The organism is Streptomyces sp. NPDC088730, assembly GCF_044751215.1.
Taxonomy (GTDB): Bacteria; Actinomycetota; Actinomycetes; order Streptomycetales; family Streptomycetaceae; genus Streptomyces.
Map to the genome: position 1 here is coordinate 629,884 of NZ_JBIVLK010000002.1, position 17,315 is coordinate 647,198.

The 17,315-nt window shown below is 71.6% G+C and carries 20 protein-coding genes and 1 pseudogene; 12 read left to right on the top strand and 9 right to left on the bottom strand.

The window, feature by feature from the left end; translation table 11 throughout:
* Window positions 1-5: 5 nt before the first annotated feature.
* Window positions 6-464, bottom strand: coding sequence for a cytidine deaminase (locus tag ACIP89_RS09615; protein WP_402114048.1), 459 nt, complete (start codon window positions 462-464; stop codon window positions 6-8).
* 116 nt (window positions 465-580) lie between these two features.
* On the opposite strand from ACIP89_RS09615, the gene ACIP89_RS09620 reads away from it, so the two are divergent.
* The gene (locus ACIP89_RS09620; protein ID WP_402114050.1) at window positions 581-1,363 is read left to right on the top strand and encodes a thioesterase family protein; all 783 of its coding nucleotides are present in this window, start codon (window positions 581-583) and stop codon (window positions 1,361-1,363) included.
* Window positions 1,364-1,466: 103 nt separating this feature from the next.
* On the opposite strand, the gene ACIP89_RS09625 is transcribed toward ACIP89_RS09620, so the two are convergent.
* Window positions 1,467-1,871 (bottom strand): hypothetical protein, encoded by a 405-nt coding sequence (locus ACIP89_RS09625; protein ID WP_401923165.1) that lies wholly within the window; start codon window positions 1,869-1,871, stop codon window positions 1,467-1,469.
* Between the two features lie 86 nt (window positions 1,872-1,957).
* Here ACIP89_RS09625 and ACIP89_RS09630 point away from each other — a divergent pair, with 86 nt between their 5' ends.
* The 3 genes from ACIP89_RS09630 (at window position 1,958) to ACIP89_RS09640 (ending at window position 3,709) form a co-directional block, all read left to right on the top strand.
* Entirely contained in the window at window positions 1,958-2,770 is an 813-nt protein-coding gene (locus ACIP89_RS09630; protein WP_402114052.1) for a Scr1 family TA system antitoxin-like transcriptional regulator, read from the top strand.
* Complete coding sequence (locus ACIP89_RS09635) at window positions 2,767-3,015, top strand: DUF397 domain-containing protein (RefSeq protein ID WP_402114053.1); 249 nt, start codon at window positions 2,767-2,769, stop codon at window positions 3,013-3,015. Before ACIP89_RS09630 ends, ACIP89_RS09635 begins: the two co-directional genes overlap by 4 nt.
* Window positions 3,016-3,088: 73 nt before the next feature.
* Window positions 3,089-3,709 (top strand): TetR family transcriptional regulator, encoded by a 621-nt coding sequence (locus ACIP89_RS09640; protein WP_401923173.1) that lies wholly within the window; start codon window positions 3,089-3,091, stop codon window positions 3,707-3,709.
* Here the strand turns inward: ACIP89_RS09640 and ACIP89_RS09645 are convergent.
* Window positions 3,690-5,072 carry an MATE family efflux transporter gene (locus ACIP89_RS09645; RefSeq protein ID WP_402114055.1) on the bottom strand — a complete coding sequence of 461 codons (1,383 nt, stop codon included), beginning with the start codon at window positions 5,070-5,072 and terminating at the stop codon, window positions 3,690-3,692. The two genes, ACIP89_RS09640 and ACIP89_RS09645, sit on opposite strands and share 20 nt — an antisense overlap.
* Window positions 5,069-6,058, bottom strand: a complete 990-nt coding sequence (locus tag ACIP89_RS09650) for a phosphotransferase family protein (protein ID WP_401923179.1) — start codon at window positions 6,056-6,058, stop codon at window positions 5,069-5,071. The genes ACIP89_RS09645 and ACIP89_RS09650 overlap by 4 nt, the downstream gene beginning before the upstream one ends.
* Window positions 6,059-6,326: 268 nt before the next feature.
* On the opposite strand from ACIP89_RS09650, the gene ACIP89_RS09655 reads away from it, so the two are divergent.
* The 3 genes and pseudogenes from ACIP89_RS09655 to ACIP89_RS09665 all read left to right on the top strand — a co-directional run.
* The gene (locus ACIP89_RS09655) at window positions 6,327-7,103 is read left to right on the top strand and encodes a GNAT family N-acetyltransferase (RefSeq protein WP_402114057.1); all 777 of its coding nucleotides are present in this window, start codon (window positions 6,327-6,329) and stop codon (window positions 7,101-7,103) included.
* A gap of 64 nt (window positions 7,104-7,167) precedes the next feature.
* Window positions 7,168-7,617: a GNAT family N-acetyltransferase gene (locus ACIP89_RS09660; RefSeq protein ID WP_402114060.1), complete on the top strand. Its 450-nt coding sequence runs from the start codon at window positions 7,168-7,170 to the stop codon at window positions 7,615-7,617.
* 160 nt (window positions 7,618-7,777) lie between these two features.
* A pseudogene (locus ACIP89_RS09665) lies at window positions 7,778-8,017 on the top strand (transcriptional regulator); the annotation flags it as partial.
* Window positions 8,018-8,038: 21 nt separating this feature from the next.
* On the opposite strand, the gene ACIP89_RS09670 reads toward ACIP89_RS09665, so the two are convergent.
* Window positions 8,039-8,623: a hypothetical protein gene (locus ACIP89_RS09670; RefSeq protein WP_402114063.1), complete on the bottom strand. Its 585-nt coding sequence runs from the start codon at window positions 8,621-8,623 to the stop codon at window positions 8,039-8,041.
* A 9-nt stretch (window positions 8,624-8,632) separates the two neighbouring features.
* The gene (gene htpX / locus ACIP89_RS09675) at window positions 8,633-9,544 is read right to left on the bottom strand and encodes a zinc metalloprotease HtpX (RefSeq protein WP_401923188.1); all 912 of its coding nucleotides are present in this window, start codon (window positions 9,542-9,544) and stop codon (window positions 8,633-8,635) included.
* A gap of 206 nt (window positions 9,545-9,750) precedes the next feature.
* Here htpX and ACIP89_RS09680 point away from each other — a divergent pair, with 206 nt between their 5' ends.
* Together ACIP89_RS09680 and ACIP89_RS09685 are read left to right on the top strand one after the other, a co-directional pair.
* Entirely contained in the window at window positions 9,751-11,001 is a 1,251-nt protein-coding gene (locus ACIP89_RS09680) for a cytochrome P450 (RefSeq protein WP_401923191.1), read from the top strand.
* A 36-nt stretch (window positions 11,002-11,037) separates the two neighbouring features.
* Window positions 11,038-11,226: a ferredoxin gene (locus ACIP89_RS09685; protein ID WP_401923193.1), complete on the top strand. Its 189-nt coding sequence runs from the start codon at window positions 11,038-11,040 to the stop codon at window positions 11,224-11,226.
* Window positions 11,227-11,335: 109 nt separating this feature from the next.
* Here the strand turns inward: ACIP89_RS09685 and ACIP89_RS09690 are convergent, their stop codons facing one another.
* Both ACIP89_RS09690 and ACIP89_RS09695 read right to left on the bottom strand, forming a co-directional pair.
* Window positions 11,336-12,130, bottom strand: a complete 795-nt coding sequence (locus ACIP89_RS09690; protein WP_402114066.1) for a pyridoxal 5'-phosphate synthase — start codon at window positions 12,128-12,130, stop codon at window positions 11,336-11,338.
* A 156-nt stretch (window positions 12,131-12,286) separates the two neighbouring features.
* Window positions 12,287-13,456 carry a thiolase C-terminal domain-containing protein gene (locus tag ACIP89_RS09695; RefSeq protein WP_401928703.1) on the bottom strand — a complete coding sequence of 390 codons (1,170 nt, stop codon included), beginning with the start codon at window positions 13,454-13,456 and terminating at the stop codon, window positions 12,287-12,289.
* A gap of 162 nt (window positions 13,457-13,618) precedes the next feature.
* On the opposite strand from ACIP89_RS09695, the gene ACIP89_RS09700 reads away from it, so the two are divergent.
* Both ACIP89_RS09700 and ACIP89_RS09705 read left to right on the top strand, forming a co-directional pair.
* Window positions 13,619-14,872, top strand: a complete 1,254-nt coding sequence (locus tag ACIP89_RS09700; RefSeq protein WP_402114069.1) for an acyl-CoA dehydrogenase family protein — start codon at window positions 13,619-13,621, stop codon at window positions 14,870-14,872.
* Window positions 14,872-15,369 carry a nitroreductase family deazaflavin-dependent oxidoreductase gene (locus tag ACIP89_RS09705; protein WP_401923204.1) on the top strand — a complete coding sequence of 166 codons (498 nt, stop codon included), beginning with the start codon at window positions 14,872-14,874 and terminating at the stop codon, window positions 15,367-15,369. The genes ACIP89_RS09700 and ACIP89_RS09705 overlap by 1 nt, the downstream gene beginning before the upstream one ends.
* Window positions 15,370-15,490: 121 nt before the next feature.
* On the opposite strand, the gene ACIP89_RS09710 is transcribed toward ACIP89_RS09705, so the two are convergent.
* A complete protein-coding gene (locus ACIP89_RS09710; protein WP_037779609.1) occupies window positions 15,491-16,138 on the bottom strand; it encodes a TetR family transcriptional regulator in 648 nt (215 codons plus the stop codon).
* Between the two features lie 367 nt (window positions 16,139-16,505).
* Here ACIP89_RS09710 and ACIP89_RS09715 point away from each other — a divergent pair, with 367 nt between their 5' ends.
* Complete coding sequence (locus ACIP89_RS09715) at window positions 16,506-17,315, top strand: VOC family protein (protein WP_402114071.1); 810 nt, start codon at window positions 16,506-16,508, stop codon at window positions 17,313-17,315.

The window sequence follows — 17,315 nt, forward strand, 5'->3', positions numbered from 1 at the left end:
CGTCCTCAGCCGCCCGGCCGGGGTTCCGGGTCCCGGGAGTCGAAGGGCCAGACATCGTCCGGGAAGACCCGCGCGAACCAGTGGGGCTGGACGTCCCGCAGCCGCAGGGTGCGCCAGCGGCGCGGGTCCGCGGGCTCCGGTACCGCGACCTCGACGTCCGGCCCGTACGCGAAGAGCCGTTCCTGGCAGACGCCGCACGGCGCCAGGACCCAGTACCCCCGGTCCTCGCCGGCGGCCGTCACACAGACCGACGCCACCACCCGCCGGTCCAGCTTGTAGGCCTCGCAGATGGCGCCCGTCTCATGGCAGAGGCCCACGGCGCTGTTCGGCGGGTCCGGGGCGGTGCTGGTCAGGATCACGCCGTTGTCGAGACGCAGCGCGGCGGCTCCGGACCAGGCCTGCCCGGGAAAGCGGGCATGCGCCAGCCCGATCGCCGCGTCCACGAGCTCCTGGTCGACCGCCATGGCGGGAACGGTACCTCTCGACGTCCAGGAGCTGACGGGGGACCCGGGCACCGGCCGGTGGGCGTGCGGTGTCAGGCTGAGGTTCCTTGATCCGTACGGCCGCGAGGGAAGCACCGATGAGCACCGGCAGTTACTACGAGCGCACCGAAGACCACCGCTTCAAGCCCACCGCCCACGCGAGCGGTGCGTGGAGCACGGACGAAGTGCACTTCAGCCCGCTCGGCGGCCTCATCGTGCATGCCATCGACCGCCATCTGGCCGACCGGCCGGGGGAGAGCCTGCTGCTGTCCCGGATCAGCTTCGACATCCTCGGCCGGCTCGCCCTGGACGAGTGCGAGATCAGGGTCGAGACCATCCGGCCGGGCCGCACGATCGAGCTGGTCGAAGCCGTCGCCCTCATCGCGGACCGCCCCGTCGTACGCGCCAGGGCCTGGTGCCTCGCCGCCATCGACACCGGCTCCGTCGCCGGGGGCGAGGCCGACAGGCTCGCCGCCCCGGAGACGCTCGCGCCCTGGCGCATGGCGGACCTCTGGCCCGGCGGCTACATCGCGTCCATCGACGTCCGCCCGCTCGCGCCGCCCCGGCCGGGCCGGACGACCGCGTGGATCTCCACGCCCCTCGACCTCGTCGCGGACGAGCCCGCCGGCCCGGTGGCGTCCTTCGTCGCGCTCGTCGACACCGCCAACGGCATCGCCGTACGCCAGCCCCCCACCGCCTGGACGTTCCCCAACGTGGACCTGACCATCCACCTCCAGCGCCAGCCCGAGGGCAGCTGGACGGGGCTCGACACCACGGTCGTCTTCGGCCCCACGGGCCAGGGCATCACCAGCACCGTCCTGCACGACATCCATGGACCGGTCGGCCAGGCCCAGCAGATCCTCACCGTCCGGCCCGTATGAGCCGTCGCCCTGGCTGAGCCGTCCGGCACCCGTAAGCCGTCCGGCACCCGTAAGCCGTCCGGCCGGGGCTCGGCGCCTCTGCTCCTTGCGCTGCCTGCGGCGCTCACTCCTCGGGCACGAGCTGCGCCGTCACCAGGCCGTGCAGCAGCTCCGCGTCCACGAAGTCCCCGTCGTCCGGCGCCCCGCAACGCCAGCTCAGCGGATACGTGTTGCCGTGCGGGGCCGGAATTCCCACGTACTGGTCGCGGGCGGCCGGGCCGAAACACTTCGCGCCGGGCGGCCAGTCGAAGTCCTGGCTCGCCCCCGGGGCCAGCAGGAAGTACGTCCACCGCGCCCCCGCGATCTCCCGTACGACGGGCCCCGGATCGCCGTCGGTGAGGGTGGCCAGATGGTGCAGCACCGCCTCGCCCCGCACCCCGCGCAGCCGGATCGCGTCGAAGTGGATGCCGGACAGGTGGAGTTGGAGCCCCGAGGCGGGTACCCATTCGGGGAGTTTCTTGCTCGTCATGCCTACGAGCATCGTGGCGACTGCGTAGCGTGACCAGTCAGGCACGTGCCACATCCGGCGATGTGGTGGGAACGGTGGTGACTGTGGTGACGAGCAACGAGACGTCGCAGGTGCGGAAGCTCGTGGGGGACCTGATTCGCATCCATCGGGTGCGTGCGGGACTGACGCAGAAGGAGGCGGCGGAGCGGCTGTTGATGTCGGAATCCCTGCTGGGTGCGTACGAGCGGGCGGAACGCATCCCGTCGCTGGAATTCCTGCACGACGGGGACAAGGTCCTGGACGCGGGCGGGGCGCTGAAGGCGTGCTGCGAGCTGATGGACGGCGAGAAGTACCCGCCGAAGTTCGTGGACTGGGCGAAGCTGGAGCGGCTCGCACGCGTCATCAGCGCGTACGAGACGATGCTGATCCCCGGACTGCTCCAGACGGAGGCGTACGTGTACGCGCTGTACCGGGCGCGCGTACCGGCCTACACCGAGGCCGAGATCGTTCGGTACGTCGAAGCGCGACTGGAGAGGCAGGCGGTGCTGAGCCGCACGCCGCCCCCGCGCGTCGGGTACGTCATCGAGGAGTCGGTGCTTGAGCGGCCGCTCGGGGGCCCGGAGGTGCTGAAGGAGCAACTGCGGCATCTGCTGGACTGCAACGAGCGGTTCAACCATCTGACGGTGCAGGTGATGCCTACGAACCAGCACACGCACGCGGGGCTGATGGGTTCCATGCAGCTGATGTCCACAGCGGAGGGCCGCAATCTGATGTACGTGGAGGCACAGGGCGGCGATAGGTTGATCTCGAAGCCCGAGCAGGTGAGCGACCAACTCGACCTCTTCGGCATCCTGCGGGCCCAGGCGCTCAATCCCTGGAAGTCCGTGGAGATCATCGAGACGAAGGTGGGACAACTGTGAGCGATGGACCCGGACTGACCTGGTTCAAGTCCAGCTACAGCGGCAACGAGGGCGCGGCCTGCCTCGAAGTCGCCTACGACTGGCACAAGTCCAGTTACAGCAACAACGAGGGCGGAGCCTGCGTCGAGGTCGCCACCTGCCCGCACACCGTCCACGTCCGCGACTCCAAGGTCACCGACGGCCCGGCCTTCGCGGTCGCCCCCGCCGCCTGGACCGCGTTCCTGGGGCACGCCGCGAACGGCTGACCACGTCGGCCGGTAGAGCGCCGAGGCACCTGGGGTACGGCTTTCCGATCACCGCCGCTGCGATGATGGGGGCATGTCTGATGCGGAAGCCAAGGTGCCTGCCTCTTCGCGTGGGTACGCGAAAGGGCGGGCGCGCCGTGAGCAGATCGTGACGACGGCTGCCGAGGTGTACGCGGACGTGGGTTACCACGGCGCCTCGCTGCGGGAGATCGCCAAGCGTGCCGGCCTCAGCCACGTGGGCCTCCACTACTACTTCCCCAGCCGCGAAGCGCTGCTGGCGGCGGTGCTGGAGCGCCGGGACGAGGAGGACACCGCGCTGCTCGGACCGAAGGAGTACTCCCCCACGGCGGCGATGCGGCATCTGGTCGATCTGGCCGATCACAATGCCCGGCACCCGGGGATCGTGGAGTTGTACGTGCGCCTCGCGGCGGAGGCGTTCTCCGAGGATCACCCCGCGCATCAGTACTTCACGGATCACTACAGGACGACGCGGGAGTATGTGCACCGTGCGCTGCGGGAGCTGGCGGAGCAGGGGGCGTTGCGGGACGGGGTCGATCCCCGGGTGGCGGCGTCCGGGCTCGTGGCGCTGATGGACGGGTTGCAGGTGCAGTGGCTGACGAGCCCGGACGAGGTGGACATGGCCGGGGCGCTGCGGTCCCACCTGGAGCAGCTCCTCAAGGAGCCCTTGACGTAGCTCCGTGGGGGCCCTTTGACGTAGCTCCGTGGAGGCGTCGCAGCAGCAGGAGGGCGACAGCCGCTGTGGCCACCTCGCCGGCGGCCAGAGCGGTCCAGACACCCGTGGTGCCGAGCCGGCCGAGGACGGCGATCAGGGGAACCTTGATCAGGAGCAGGCTGCCGATGGAGATGAGGTAGGCGGGCGCCGGGCGGCCCAGCGACTGGGCGTAGGCCGCTACCAGTGGGCCGATTCCGGCGACGGCGAGCCCGATCGCGATGACCGGCAGGGCCTGTCCGGCGGTGTTGACGGTGTCGGCGTCGTTGAGGAAGAGGCCGGCCAGCGGCCGGGCCAGTACGGCGAGGGCGGCGGCGGTGACCAGGCCGTACAGCACGGACGCGAGAAGCGAGTAGTTGCGGGCTTTGAGGGCGCGGCCGGGCAGTCCGCGGCCGGTGTTGTAGCCGACGATGGGCTGCAGGCCCTGGCTGATACCGGTGTGCGGCATCATCACGAAGGTCTGGAGGCGGGCGCAGACGGCGTAGGCCGCGAGCGCGGTGGCCGATCCCGTGGCCGCGAGGGTGGCGTTGACGAGGACGGCCAGGAGCGTGACACCGGTGCCGGCCAGGAACGAGGGCAGGCCGACGGCCAGCAGCGCCCGTAGCGTCGGACCGTGGGGCAGCAGGTCCCGCAGGCCGACGCGGTAGGGGCGGTCTCTCTGTACGAAGAAGAACCACAGGCTCATCGCCGCGGACACGGCCTGGCCGCCGACGGTGCCGAGCGCGGCGCCCCGCACACCCATGCCGAGTCCGAAGATGAGCAGCGGGTCCAGGGTGATCTGGACCGCGACGGGCACGAGCCACAGCAGGGTCGAGAACCCCATGCGCCCTTCGGCCCGCACCAGGCTGGAGAAGCCGGTGGACACCAGGGCCCCGCACAGCAGCACCACGGCGTAGGGGCGGGCGGTCGCGCCCAGTTCGCCGGTGGCGCCGAGCAGGGTGAGCAGCGGGTCCAGGAAGGCCAGGCCGAGTGCGGTGGTGGCTGCGGCGCAGGCCCAGAACAGGGCGAAGGCGTTGCCGGTCGCGCGGGCGGCCGCCCGGTGGTCTCCCGTGCCCAGGGCGCGGGAGACCAGGGAGGCGCCGCCCGCGCCGACGGTGGTGGACACCGCGCCGAGGAGCAGCAGCAGCGGGGCGACCAGGTTGACCGCGGCCATGGCGGTGTCGCCCACGCCGCGGCCGACGAACCAGGCGTTGGTGAGGGCGTAGACGCCGTATACGCCGACCGCGGCGGTGGTCTGCGTGCAGGCGCGCCACAGCAGCCGGCCCACCGGCTCCGTGCCGAGCCGGGTCGTGTGGTCGGTGACGGCGGGCGCCTGCGCGGACGTCACCGGCGGGTGCGGCCGAGCAGCGCCATGGCCTCGTCGAGGCGGGGGCGGGCCCAGTCGTACTGAGTGCTGTCGGTGTGCCCGCGGTACACGGTTTCGATGACCATGATCAGGAGCAGGTAGAGGCAGTACAGGCGACGGCGGGTCTGCTCGGTTCCGGTCAGCTCGCCGTGACCGTAGCCGCGCATGAAGGGTGCCGGGTCGCCGAAGGCGGCGGACATCTGGGTGCCGGTGAAACCGGCCTCCATCAAGGGGTCGCCGTAGAAGGCGCGTTCGTGGTCGATGATGCAGACGATCTTGCCGTCGCGGACCATGACGTTGCTGGCCCACAGGTCCCATTCCACCAGGCGGGCTTCGGTGACCTCGTCGAGGCTGTCGGCATGGGCGGCCACGGCCGCGCGCACGGTGTCGTACTCCCAGCCGATGTCGACGCCGCGACGCTCGCCGTCGAGGAGCACGTTCTCGGTCATCGTGGTGAACGCCTGCCGCCAGGTGGCATGGCCGGGCCCGGCCAGCGGCCCGAAGTGCGGACCGCGGACGGAGTTGATCTCCCGGTTGTACGTGCCGAGCTGCTCCATCAGGGCAGCTCGCTCGTCCGCGGGAAGCGTCTCGTCGATGATGCCGAGGTTGTCGGCGTCGATGTACGGCATGAAGAAGTAGTCGGCGTCGCACAGTTCGCGGCTCCGGTCGGCGAAGTGGACGGCGGGTACCGGCACGGCGGTCCGGGTCCTCAGCAGGTCCAGCGTGGCCAGTTCGATCGACATGGCGCCGTGCTCGTAGGCCATCACCTCCACCGCGGGTGGCGGGGCGATCTTCAGGACGACCTCGGCGCCGTCGCGCAGCCGGATGCGGTAGGCGACGTTGAACCAGCCGTGCCCCAGCTCGCTCGCCCAGCCGTCCCCGGCCGGGACCTGCCCGGCTCCGTAGGCGCGCTCGATCATGGCGCGCAGCACCTCGGGAGACTGCCTGTTCTTGGTGATGCTCTCCACACCCGTCCCCTTTGCTGATGGCGTGTCGGTGGTGTCTCCGCGAGGGAGGGGCGAGCCCCCAGGCGTGCGGTCGATTGCACGGCCCTCGGGACGCGTCCATAAATACTTAACACCTGGTAGAAATGTTTCACCAGGGGATAGGAGCAGGTTTCTCCGCACACGGTCTGCGCGGCGCACGACGGATCACCGCCGGAGCGGCCCGCCGGGGGCCGGCCGGGGAAAGGAAAACGCGGTCGCGCCGGGCGGTGTCGATCCTTAGGCTGCCCGGATGCCAGTCACGGATCTCCAGCGCATCGCGGCCTTCCGCCTGTCCTTCGCCCGGCGTCAGGCCGCGGTCGTGAACGAGGTTCCCGGCGGCGTGGTGGTGCTGGACGTGGAGTACGCCGCGTCGTACGAGCACAACCAGCTCGTGATCGAGGGATCACCGGATCCCGCCGCACTCCCGGCCCTGGCAGACACGGCTCTCGGTCACCTGGATCACCGCCAGATCACCGTGCTCGACGACCGCACCGGTACCGACTGCGCACCCGCCCTCACGGCAGCCGGGTACACCCAAGTGACCGAACTCGTCATGACGTACGCCGGATCCGCCGCCTCTTCCGCCGTCCCGGACCCGTCCGCGCGGACCGTGGCCTTCGACGACCTGCGACCCGCTCTGGTCGGGCAGCTGCGCAGGTGGATGCCAGGGGCGGAGGACATCGTGGTCAGTCAGCTGGCCGACCGCCGGACTGCCCGGCTCCGCGGCGCCGAACAGGTCCGCTTCCTCGCCGTCCACGACGAGGAGGGAGCGATCGGCTCCTGGGCCGACCTCTACCGCGACGCCTCCCAGGGGATCGCCCAGATCGAGGACGTCGTCACCGCCGACACCCACGTCCGGCGAGGCTACGCGGACACGCTGCTCGCCACCGCTCTGCGCTACGCGTCGGGCTGCGGCGTGGTCTTCCTCCTGGCCGACCCCGACGACTGGCCGCACGCCTGGTACACCCGCCGTGGGTTCAAGGCGGCCGGGCGCTTCCACGTGTTCACCCGCGCTCAGGGCCTGTAGGCGAGGGGCTGACGACATGGTCCACAGGACTGTCATGGGTGCGGAGGGGGCCGGGAGGTTCTCCGTGCGACGCGCGAGCGAGTCGGATGCCGAGGCGCTGGCGCGAATCGATTCGTTCGCGGGAGAGGGCGACGAGGAGCGGTGCGGGCACATCCGGCGCTGGTGTCGGCAGGGCCTCGCCGCCGTGGCCGAGGACGCGTTCGGGCCGCTCGGGTACTGCGTGGTGGAGTACACGTTCTTCGAGCAGGGCTTCGTCACGATGCTGATGGTGGCCCCGGCCGCCCGTGGCCGGGGTGTAGGCGCGAGGCTGCTGGCTGACGCCGCGACCTCCCGTACCACCCCGAAACTGTTCACCTCTGTGAACGTCTCCAACCAGCCGATGCAGCGGCTGCTTCAGCGAGCGGGATGGACGCCGGCCGGTCTGCTCCATGGCCTGGACGAGGGCGATCCGGAGCTGTTCTACCTCTGCCCGCCTCTGCCGTCGGCCTCGGAGACGGCCGGACCGCGCTCCTGATCCCGTGCGCCTCGCCGCACGGGGAGTCGAGGTTTCCTCCGTCCGCGTCAGACGCAGACGCGAACGAGTAGCGTGCCGATGTGGCCTGACCGCCGATCCGGTCGCGCAGTCGTTGCACGCCGAGTCGATGTACAGCGAGTGGCGCCACCGGACACGTGACATCATCCCGGCCACCGCGACGCGCGGGCAGTGGCCGCGCGAGACGTTCCACGTCTACGGCGATTCCCTCGTGTCCGTCGTGTCCGTCGTGTCCGTCGAGCTGGTCTCGGCGCAGGTCCGGATCACCCAGCCCGGTGGGATCGGGTGGTACGTGAAGGCTTTCGAGCAGATGCGCCGCACCGCCGTCTACAGACCCGCGGCCGGGGCCCTCGTGGTGCGGGCGATCGACGCCCCGGGCTGATGCCCTTCCGCTGCGCCCGCCTCACAGCCCCGGCGCGCCCCACACCGGGAACCACCTGGCCAGGTCCTTCTCCACGCGCAGGTCGTCGCCGAGGGCGGCCCGGACCTGTAGCTCAAGCTGGTTGTCGCGCTTCTCACCGCTGCCGGGCACCGGGGCGAAGGGGTAGAACGTGCCGCGCTTGTAGAGGTAGACCAGCGCGAGGGGGCGGTCCCGGTCGTCGCGGAAGGCGATCAGGGAGCAGAGCAGCTGCGGGCCGAAGCCGCCGTCCTGGAGCAGGGTGTTGACCGCGTGCAGGTCGTTGACCAGGGCGGCGGTGTCCTCGGCGGGCTGGCGGGCGAGCAGCCAGGTGTAGCCGTAGGGGTCGCGGCTGAACTCCACCGGGACGCCGCCGTGCGCGGTGTCCGCGTCGAGCAGCTCCCGTACGTCCTGCTGGACGCGGGCGAAGGTGGCGCCCTCCACCCCCGCGAAGCACACCGAGCCGAGGCCGGTCGGCACGAAGCCCGTCGCCGCCTGGAGGGTCAGGGCGGCGGACGGGACGGCGAAGAGCTGGTCGAGGTCGGGGCGGACCGGTTTGCTGCGGCCCAGGATGGTGTCGAGCAGACCCATGGAGGCTCCTTACGGGCGGGAGAGGTCGGCGGAGATGCGGGAGAGCTGGTCGAGGCGCTGTTCGAGGGTCGGGTGCGAGGAGAGCAGCCGGCTCAGGCTCTCCTTGGAGGAGAAGGCCGGGACGAAGTAGAAGGCGTTGTACGGCTCCGCCTTCCGCAGGTCCTCCGTCGGAATCCGGGCCATCTGGCCGCTCACCTTGGTGAGGGCGGAGGCCAGGGCCGAGGGGCGGCCGGTGAGCAGCGCGGCCGTGCGGTCGGCGGACAGCTCGCGGTAGCGCGAGAGGAGCCGGGTCAGCAGGAAGCTCAGGGCGTAGACCACCGCGCTGATCAGCGGAATGAGCATGATCGCGATGCCGATGGGGTCATTGCTGCGGCTGTTGCGGGAGAAGCCGCCCCAGAGCGCCACCCGGGTGATGATGCCCGCGAGCACGCCGAGGAACGAGGCGATCGTCATGACGGCGACGTCACGGTGTGCGACGTGCGACATCTCGTGGGCGAGTACGCCCTCCAGCTCCTCCGGCTCCAGCCTGCGCAGCAGTCCCGTGGTGGCGCAGACGAGGGCGGTCTTCTCGCTGCGGCCGGTGGCGAAGGCGTTCGGTACGTCGCTCTGCGAGATCGCCACCCGGGGCTTGGGCATGTCGGCGAGGGCGCAGATGCGGTCGATGGCGCCGTGCAGCTCCGGCGCCTCCTCCGGGGAGACCTCACGGGCGCCCATGCTGAAGGCGGCGATGCGGTCGCTGAACCAGAACTGGGCGACGAACATGCCACCGGTGATGATCAGGATGATCGGCCAGGCACCGCGCAGCACGGCGAGCAGTACGCCGACCAGGACCACGTACAGCAGGCCGATCAGGAACATGGTGGTGACCATGCGTGTGGTGAGACCGCGGTCCGAGGCGTACCGGCTACGGGTTCGGGTCATGGGTGACCTCCAGTCCTCATCTGCTTCCCATAGTGCTCCTCGGCGGTTGAAATCGGATAAGAGCGTTCCGGGTGGATCGTTACGAGCCGTGGCGGGCGCGTCCGGTACGGGGTATTTGGCCGAACAACGCCTAGCCCCATTAGGTGCCTGGGGCATCTAGTGGTGGGTGATCGGCAGGACTCCCCCATAGCTTTGCGAGGTCCTCCATGGCAGAGACCGGCACCGAGACCCAGACCGAAACCCAGACCGAGACCATCGCCTTTCCGCAGAACCGCAGCTGCCCCTACCACCCGCCGACGGGATATCCGAGTGAGACCCGGGGGCAGCAGGCGGTGACCCCCGTCCGCATCTACTCCGGCCGGACGGTGTGGCTGGTGACCGGTCACGCCGAGGCGCGGTCGCTCCTGGTGGACCCCAGGCTGTCGTCCGACCGGGAACACCCGAAGTTCCCGCTGTTCGCCAAGCGCCAGGCCGAGATCACCCAGCGGCGCGTGGAACTGATCGGCGTAGACGATCCGGAGCACAACGCCCAGCGCCGGATGCTGATCCCGAGCTTCACGGTCAGGCGGACGGCGGCCCTGCGGCCGCAGATCCGGGCGACCGTGGACGGCCTCCTCGACGCGATGGTCGAGCAGGGGCCGCCGGCCGATCTGGTCAACGCGTTCGCGCTGCCGGTGCCCTCGATGGTCATCTGCGCGCTGCTCGGGGTGCCCTACGGGGACCACGAGTTCTTCGAGGCGCAGTCGCGCAAGCTGCTCCGCGGCCCGGAGGCCTCCGATGTCGAAGCCGCGCGGGACGCCCTCGACGAGTACTTCCGGGTACTGATCGAGCGCAAGCGGCGCGATCCCGGCGAAGGGCTGCTGGACGAGCTGATCGCCAAGCAGCTGGAGACCGGCGCGGTGGACGTCGAGGAGCTGGTGCGGCTGGCCGAGATCCTGCTCGTCGCGGGGCACGAGACGACCGCGAACATGATCTCGCTCGGCACCTTCACCCTTCTCCAGCACCCGGAACAGCTGGCCCTGCTGCGTGCGGCCGGTGCCTCCACCGGTGACGAGCCCGGCAGCGGGATGCCCGCCGCGGTGGAGGAGCTGCTGCGGTTCCTGTCCATCGCGGACGGGCTGTCGCGGGTGGCCGTCGAGGACATAGAGGTGGGCGAGGTGACCGTCCGGGCGGGGGACGGGGTCCTCCTGTCCACGGCGGTGATCAACCGGGACGGCTCCGTGTACCCGTCGCCCGACGAGCTGGACCTCGGCCGCAACGCGCGCAACCACGTGGCGTTCGGCTTCGGCATCCATCAGTGCCTGGGCCAGAACCTGGCGCGGGCCGAGCTGGAGATCGCACTGCCCGCCCTCTTCGAGCGGCTCCCCGGCCTGCGGCTGGCGGTGCCCGCGGAGGACGTGCCGTTCAAGCCGGGAGACACGATCCAGGGGCTGCTGGAACTGCCCGTGACGTGGTGACCGGTGTTGGAAACCGATCGGAAGGGTCCTGCTGAGATGCAGATCGATATCGACAGGGACGTGTGCATCGGCGCGGGTCAGTGCGCGCTCACGGCGCCGAAGGTGTTCACCCAGGACGACGACGGGTTCAGCGAGCTGCTGCCGGAGCCCGGTGACGCCCTCGGCGGGCCGATGGTCGGCGAGGCGGCCCGCGCCTGCCCGGTGCAGGCGATCACGGTGAGCTGAGCTGAGGGGAGGGGACGGGACGGGAGAGGAGGGGGAGGCGGCGGGGTGTCCGGGGGTCGCCGGGCGCGGGGCGGCCGGGGCGCTCGGCGACCGGGGCGCTCGGCGGCCGTCAGGGCCAGAGCAGCTCCCGCTGCCAGGCCCCGGCGGTCCCGGGAGTATCCGGAGTCCCGGCGGTCCCGGGAGTACCCGGAGTCCCAGGGGCCCCGGCGGGCCCCGGACTCCCCGGGCCCTCCGCTGCCTCCGCCGCCCCGGCGTCCCGGCGGTAGCGCAGCCGGACGTGCCGCCGCCGTGCGTCGCCCTGGAAGAACTCCACCTCGTACGGCTCGACGACATACCGCGTCCAGCTCGTCACCTCGGCCTCCGGTTCCGTCCGGGCCCGCTGCCAGGCTGCGTCCGAGGCCCGGCCGAGCTCCCCCGTGGAGCCGAGCACCTCGCTCTGCCGCCCCACCAGCGCGGAGGCCAGCGCCCCGGTGGAGCGGGCGTGCAGGTCGGCCCGGCTCTCGGCGGCGGAGCACGCGGTGACCGGCCCCCGTACCCGTACCTGCCGGCCCTGCGCGGGCCAGTAGAAGCCGAGCGCGGCATGCGGGCGGGTGGCCAGCTGGCGGCCCTTCGCGCTGGTGGCGTGCGTGGCGAAGTGCCAGCCGCGCTCGTCCGCGTCGTGCAGCATCAGGGTCCGCACATCGGGCAGCCCGTCCGCGTCTGCGGTGGCCAGGGTCATCGTGTGCGGCTCCGCCTGCCCGGCGGCCACCGCCTCCTCGAACCAGGCGTGGAAGAGGGGGAGCGGGGCCTGCGGCGCGGCGGCGGGGTCGAAGACGGGCAGCTCGATGTCCCACACGCGCTGGGCGTGGAGCAGATCACGGAAGGCGCGCTGGGTGGCGGAGGCGGTTGCGGATGCGTCGGTCATGCGGCCATTTCACCTCATCGATCAGTCGGCACCGGGGCTTCCCCGCGGCTGACGCGTCGCGGGGGAGCCGAGCCTCTTCGGCGACGAGGACCGGGCGGCGGAGGGGACGATCCGTGGGACGGCGGGCATGGCTGCGTACGCCCCACGCCCCACCCCTCACCCCCGCCCCAGCACCACCGTCCCCGACGAACAGAACCAGCCGCCCGTTCCGGACGCCACCGCCAGTTCCGGCAGCCGGCCGCCCGCCTTGCGGACCTGGCGTTCCCCCGCCTCGCCGCGCAGCTGGCGTACCGCCTCCACCAGCAGGAACAGTCCGCGCATACCGGGGTGGCAGGCGGACAGTCCGCCGCCGTCCGTGTTCACCGGGAGCTCGCCCATGAGGCCCGTGCGGCCCTTCTCCACGAACGCGCCGCCCTCGCCCTTCGCGCAGAAGCCCAGGTCCTCCAGCGTCACCAGGGTCATATAGGTGAACGCGTCGTAGATCTCGGCCAGGTCGATGTCCGCGGGCCGCACCCCCGCCCGCTCGAAGGCGAGGCGGCCGGAGACGGCGGCGGGGGAGACCGTGAAGTCGTCCCACTCGGACATGGCGGAGTGCGAGACGTGCTCGCCGGTGCCGAGAATCCAGACGGGGGCTTTCGCCGTGTCGGGGACGTACTCCTCTGCGGCCAGCAGCACCGCGCAGCCGCCGTCGCTGCGGATGCAGCAGTGCAGCTTGGTGAACGGGTCGGCGATCATCGGGCCCGACAGGACCTCGTCGACCGTGACCGGGGTACGGAACATCGCGTCCGGGTTGGCCGCCGCGTTGGCGCGGGCCTGTACCGCCACCTCGGCCAGCTGCTCCAGGGTGGTGCCGTACTCGTGCATGTGGCGGCGGGCGGCCATCGCGTACTTGGCGATCAGCGAGTGCCCGTACGGCACCTCGAACTGGAGCGGGCCCCGCGCCCCGAAGGAGAGGTTGGAGGTGCGGCGGCCCGCCTTGATGTCCGCCCGTGCCGTCGAGCCGTAGACCAGCAGGACGGCGTTGGCACGGCCCGCCGCGATGGCGTCCGCCGCGTGGGCCGCCATCACCTCCCAGGTCGATCCGCCGACCGAGGTGGAGTCCACCCAGGTGGGTTTCAGCCCCAGGTACTCCGCGACCTCGACCGGGGCGAGCGTGCCGAGTCCGGCCGAGGCGAACCCGTCGACGACCGAGCGCTCCAGGCCCGAGTCGGTGAGCGCCCGGCGGGCGGCCTGGGCGTGCAGGGCGTACGGCGTCGCCGTGTCGACGCGTCCGCAGTCGGCGAGCGATATGCCGACGACAGCGACCTTGCGGTGGGAAGAAGGCATGAATCTGACGGTACATCAGATCCAGCTGAGGTGAACCGGCTCGCGGCGAGCGGATCTTGCCGTCGTCGCGGTGCGCGGCTCTGGGAATCTCGCAGCATCCGACCTAGCATGACGGCCCGTCAGATCGGAGGCCGTCGGCCTCCGAGGGGAAGGAGTCCGACGATGGATGCCGCCTTCACCGCGGAACAGGACGAGATCCGCCGCACCGTGCGCGAACTGCTGGCCAGACACAGCGGCCCCGAGGCCATCAGGAGCGCGGTGGGCACCCGGGACGGCTACGACGCCGGGCTGTGGCGCCGGCTCGCCCAGGACCTCGGGCTGCCCGGACTCGCCCTCCCGCAGGAGTACGGAGGCGCCGGCTGCGGCCCCGTCGAGCTCGCCGTCGTCTGCGAGGAGGCGGGCCGCGCGCTGCTGCCCTCCCCGCTGCTCGCCACCGCCGTGCTCGCCGCGCCCCTGATCGCCGCCCTCGGCACCGAGGAGCAGCGCACCGCCCTGCTGCCGGCCGTCGCGGCGGGCGAACTCACCGCCGCGCTGGCCGTCCCGGGCGGCTCGCTCTCCACCGCCCTCGGCCTCACCGGCGACCTGACCGGCGGCAGCTGGGCGGGCGGCGGCCGGGCGGGCGGCGTCCAGGCCCGACCGGCCGGCGGCGAAGGCGCGGGGTGGCGGCTGTACGGGGAGGCGGACCAGGTGCTGGACGGGCACAGCGCCGGACTGCTCCTGGTCGCCGCGCACACGGGCGGCTTCCCGCGCAGCCGCACCCTGTTGTTCCTGGTCAGGGCGGACGGGCCGCAGGTGCCCGCCGGACTCGTCCGCACCCGGCAGACCGCGCTGGACGAGACCCGGCCGCTCGCCCGGGTCCAGCTGCGCGACACCGAGGCCGAGCTCCTCGGCGCCGACGACACGGTGGACGCGACGGCGGCGCTCGCCGTGACCGGGCGGACCGCCGCGGCCGCGCTCGCCGCGGAGGCGGTGGGGGCGGCCGCGAGCGCGCTGGAACGTACGGTCGCCTACGTCGGGGAGCGCGAGCAGTTCGGCCGGGCGATCGGCTCCTTCCAGGCGGTGAAGCACCGCCTCGCCGACCTGTACGTGCGGGTGCAGTCGGCCCGCTCCGCGGCGTACTACGCGGCCTGGGACCCGGAGGCCGGCGGGCTCGCCCTCGCCCAGGCGCTGGAGGCGCTGCGCGTCACCACGGCGGAGGCCGTGCAGCTGCACGGGGGTATCGGCTTCACCTGGGAGCACCAGGCGCAGCTGTACTTCAAGCGGGCCGCCGCCGCCGAACTGCTGCTGGGCCCCGTCCACCGGCTCCGGGACCACGCGGCCCAGCGGGCGGGACTCTTCGGGAGCGCGCCGGGGGAGCGGGGCCCGGCGGAACGGGGACCGGCCGGCGACGGACCGGCCGAACGGGTGGCCGTCTGATGGCGCCCGGTGTACGCCTCGTCCAGAAGGTCTCCTCGACCCGGGCCTTCGCGCGGATCGCCCCCCATGTCGTGCCCGCCATGGACCGCGCGGTGCACCGGCTCACCCGGGGCAAGGTGCTGCTCAGCGCGCAGATGCTGCCGGGGGTGGTGCTGACGGTGCCGGGGGCGCGCAGCGGGCAGCTCCGGACGACGCCGCTGGCCTGCATGCCGGTGGGGCGGGACGGCGGTACGGGCGGCTGGGTGCTGGTCGGCAGCAACTTCGGCCGTCCGGGGCATCCCGCCTGGACGGCGAACCTGCTGGCGCACCCGGAGGCAGCGGTGATCAGCTGGAAGGGCGTCGGCATTCCGGTGCGGGCCCGGCTGCTCGCGGGGGCGGAGCGCGCCGAGGTGTGGGAGGCGGCGCTGAAGTTCTGGCCGCCGTACGCGGCGTACCAGGCGCGGATCGACCGGGAGATCCGGCTGTTCCGGCTGGAGCGGCGCGACGGTCCGGTGTGACGTTCGGAAGAGTCCGGATACACCGACGGCGGACCACATGCGTGGTCCGCCGTCGGTGAGACAGGACCTGGGGCGCCCGGGATCACCGCGCGTCACCCAGTACGGGAATCCGGCGCGGGCGCTACTTGGCCGGCTTCTTGCCGGTGATGCCCAGGTGCACCAACAGCGCGAGGTTCGGCCGGAGTTCGGCCTGTTTCACGCCCCAGGTGGTGAAGCCCTTCTGGTGCGAGGCGACCGCGGCCAGCATCGCGACCAGCGATCCGGCCATCGCCGCGGGGCTGACGTCCTTGTCGACCTTGCCCTTGGCCTGGAGCTCCTTCACCGAATCCGTAAGGGAGTTGGTGACGGAGTTGAGGATCTTCATGCGGATCTTGTAGAACCGCTTGTCGCCCTCGGCCGCGCCGAGATCGACCACGCGAAGGATCGCGTCGTTGCGCCGCCAGAAGTCGAGGAACCCCTCGACGAGCTCCTCGGCGGTCTGCCAGCCCGATTTGCCGACCCAGGAGCGCCCGGCGACCAGTTCGGTCAGTCCGGCACCCTCCTTGGCCATTTCCTCCGCGATCTCAAGGACGGCGCCCTCGACGTCGGGGAAGTACTGATAGAAGGTCGCGGGTGAAGTCCCCGCCTTCCGGGCGACGTCGATGACTTTGACGTCCCGGTACGGCGAGGAACTGAGCATCTCGCTGAGGCAGTCGAGCAGCTTCTGCCGCGTCGCCTGTCCGCGTCGGCCGGCCACGCGGCCGTCGACGGTGCGTACTTGTCCTGTCATGCCGTCAGCTTACCGACGGGTGATCGGAGCGCGATTCGGCCGACTGCAAATGGGGAGGGGCGCAGGCGTGGTGGGGGGAGTGCGATGGTTTCCACCGATGTGGACGGCACCGCGCCCCGTGGTTCCGCGCTCGTTACCCACCGCCACGTTAATGTTATTAACAGCCTGTGGATAACTTCCGTGGATAACTTTCCGTGACGAAGGTGATTCGAGAACTCTGTCTCGAATGTACGTTCGATGCGCCTGGGGGTGCGCGTGGGCCGCGCGTGGGACGCGCGTGAGGCCGGGGAAGGGCTGGGGCGCGCATGCGGCGACCCGCGGTTACGTTGGCTGTGACGAGCGTCACCGCGACGGAAGGACCGGGCCCATGGCCGCATTCGCGCAGTCCGCGCCGTGCTGGGTGGATGTGCAGCTCTCCGACCTCGAAGCCGGGAAGCGCTTCTACGGCGAGCTCTTCGGCTGGACCTTCCGGACGGGCGACGGCCCGTACGCCGACGCCCTCAGCGACGGGGCCCTGGTCGCCGCGCTCGCCGCCAAGCAGGACGGCCGGATGCCGACCGCCTGGGGCGTCTACTTCGCGACCGACGACATCATCGCCTCCGTCGCCCGCGTCCAAGAGGCGGGCGGGCAGGTGATCACCGAACCGGTGCGGGCCGGCCGGCTGGGGGCGCTCGCCCAGGCCGCCGATCCCGGGGGCGCGGTCTTCGGACTCTGGCAGGCGGGTGAACGCAAGGGCTTCCAGAAGCAGAACGAGCCGGGCTCCTTCTGCTGGACCGAGGTGTACACCCGGCAGAAGGACCTCGTGGACCCCTTCTACGAGCAGGTCTTCGGCTTCCGCTCCGTCGATCCGGACGAGGCGGGCCCCGGCACACCCGGCGCCCCGGACACCGACGAGTCCCGGGTCGACTTCCGCATGTGGTCGCCGGCCGGCACGGAACCGGGGCCGGACACCGCGGTAGGCGGGCGCAGCGTCATCACCGACGCGTTCCCCGCGATGATGCCCAGCTACTTCCTCAACTACTTCGCCGTGGCGGACTGCGACGCCTCGGCCGACACCGTCGTCCGGCTCGGCGGCCGGGTCTCCGCACCGCCCTTCGACATCCCGTACGGGCGGATGTCGGTGCTCCAGGACGACCAGGGCGCCGTCTTCGCCGTACTTCAGCCACCGGTGTCCTGA

Bases quoted from the DNA above. Each gene is read 5' to 3' on its own strand.
- ACIP89_RS09615 (WP_402114048.1), bottom strand. From the start codon at position 464: ATGGCGGTCGACCAGGAGCTCGTGGACGCGGCGATCGGGCTGGCGCAT.
- ACIP89_RS09620 (WP_402114050.1), top strand. From the start codon at position 581: ATGAGCACCGGCAGTTACTACGAGCGCACCGAAGACCACCGCTTCAAG.
- ACIP89_RS09625 (WP_401923165.1), bottom strand. From the start codon at position 1,871: ATGACGAGCAAGAAACTCCCCGAATGGGTACCCGCCTCGGGGCTCCAA.
- ACIP89_RS09640 (WP_401923173.1), top strand. From the start codon at position 3,089: ATGTCTGATGCGGAAGCCAAGGTGCCTGCCTCTTCGCGTGGGTACGCG.
- ACIP89_RS09655 (WP_402114057.1), top strand. From the start codon at position 6,327: ATGCCAGTCACGGATCTCCAGCGCATCGCGGCCTTCCGCCTGTCCTTC.
- ACIP89_RS09670 (WP_402114063.1), bottom strand. From the start codon at position 8,623: ATGGGTCTGCTCGACACCATCCTGGGCCGCAGCAAACCGGTCCGCCCC.
- htpX (WP_401923188.1), bottom strand. From the start codon at position 9,544: ATGACCCGAACCCGTAGCCGGTACGCCTCGGACCGCGGTCTCACCACA.
- ACIP89_RS09680 (WP_401923191.1), top strand. From the start codon at position 9,751: ATGGCAGAGACCGGCACCGAGACCCAGACCGAAACCCAGACCGAGACC.
- ACIP89_RS09685 (WP_401923193.1), top strand. From the start codon at position 11,038: ATGCAGATCGATATCGACAGGGACGTGTGCATCGGCGCGGGTCAGTGC.
- ACIP89_RS09690 (WP_402114066.1), bottom strand. From the start codon at position 12,130: ATGACCGACGCATCCGCAACCGCCTCCGCCACCCAGCGCGCCTTCCGT.
- ACIP89_RS09695 (WP_401928703.1), bottom strand. From the start codon at position 13,456: ATGCCTTCTTCCCACCGCAAGGTCGCTGTCGTCGGCATATCGCTCGCC.
- ACIP89_RS09700 (WP_402114069.1), top strand. From the start codon at position 13,619: ATGGATGCCGCCTTCACCGCGGAACAGGACGAGATCCGCCGCACCGTG.
- ACIP89_RS09705 (WP_401923204.1), top strand. From the start codon at position 14,872: ATGGCGCCCGGTGTACGCCTCGTCCAGAAGGTCTCCTCGACCCGGGCC.
- ACIP89_RS09710 (WP_037779609.1), bottom strand. From the start codon at position 16,138: ATGACAGGACAAGTACGCACCGTCGACGGCCGCGTGGCCGGCCGACGC.
- ACIP89_RS09715 (WP_402114071.1), top strand. From the start codon at position 16,506: ATGGCCGCATTCGCGCAGTCCGCGCCGTGCTGGGTGGATGTGCAGCTC.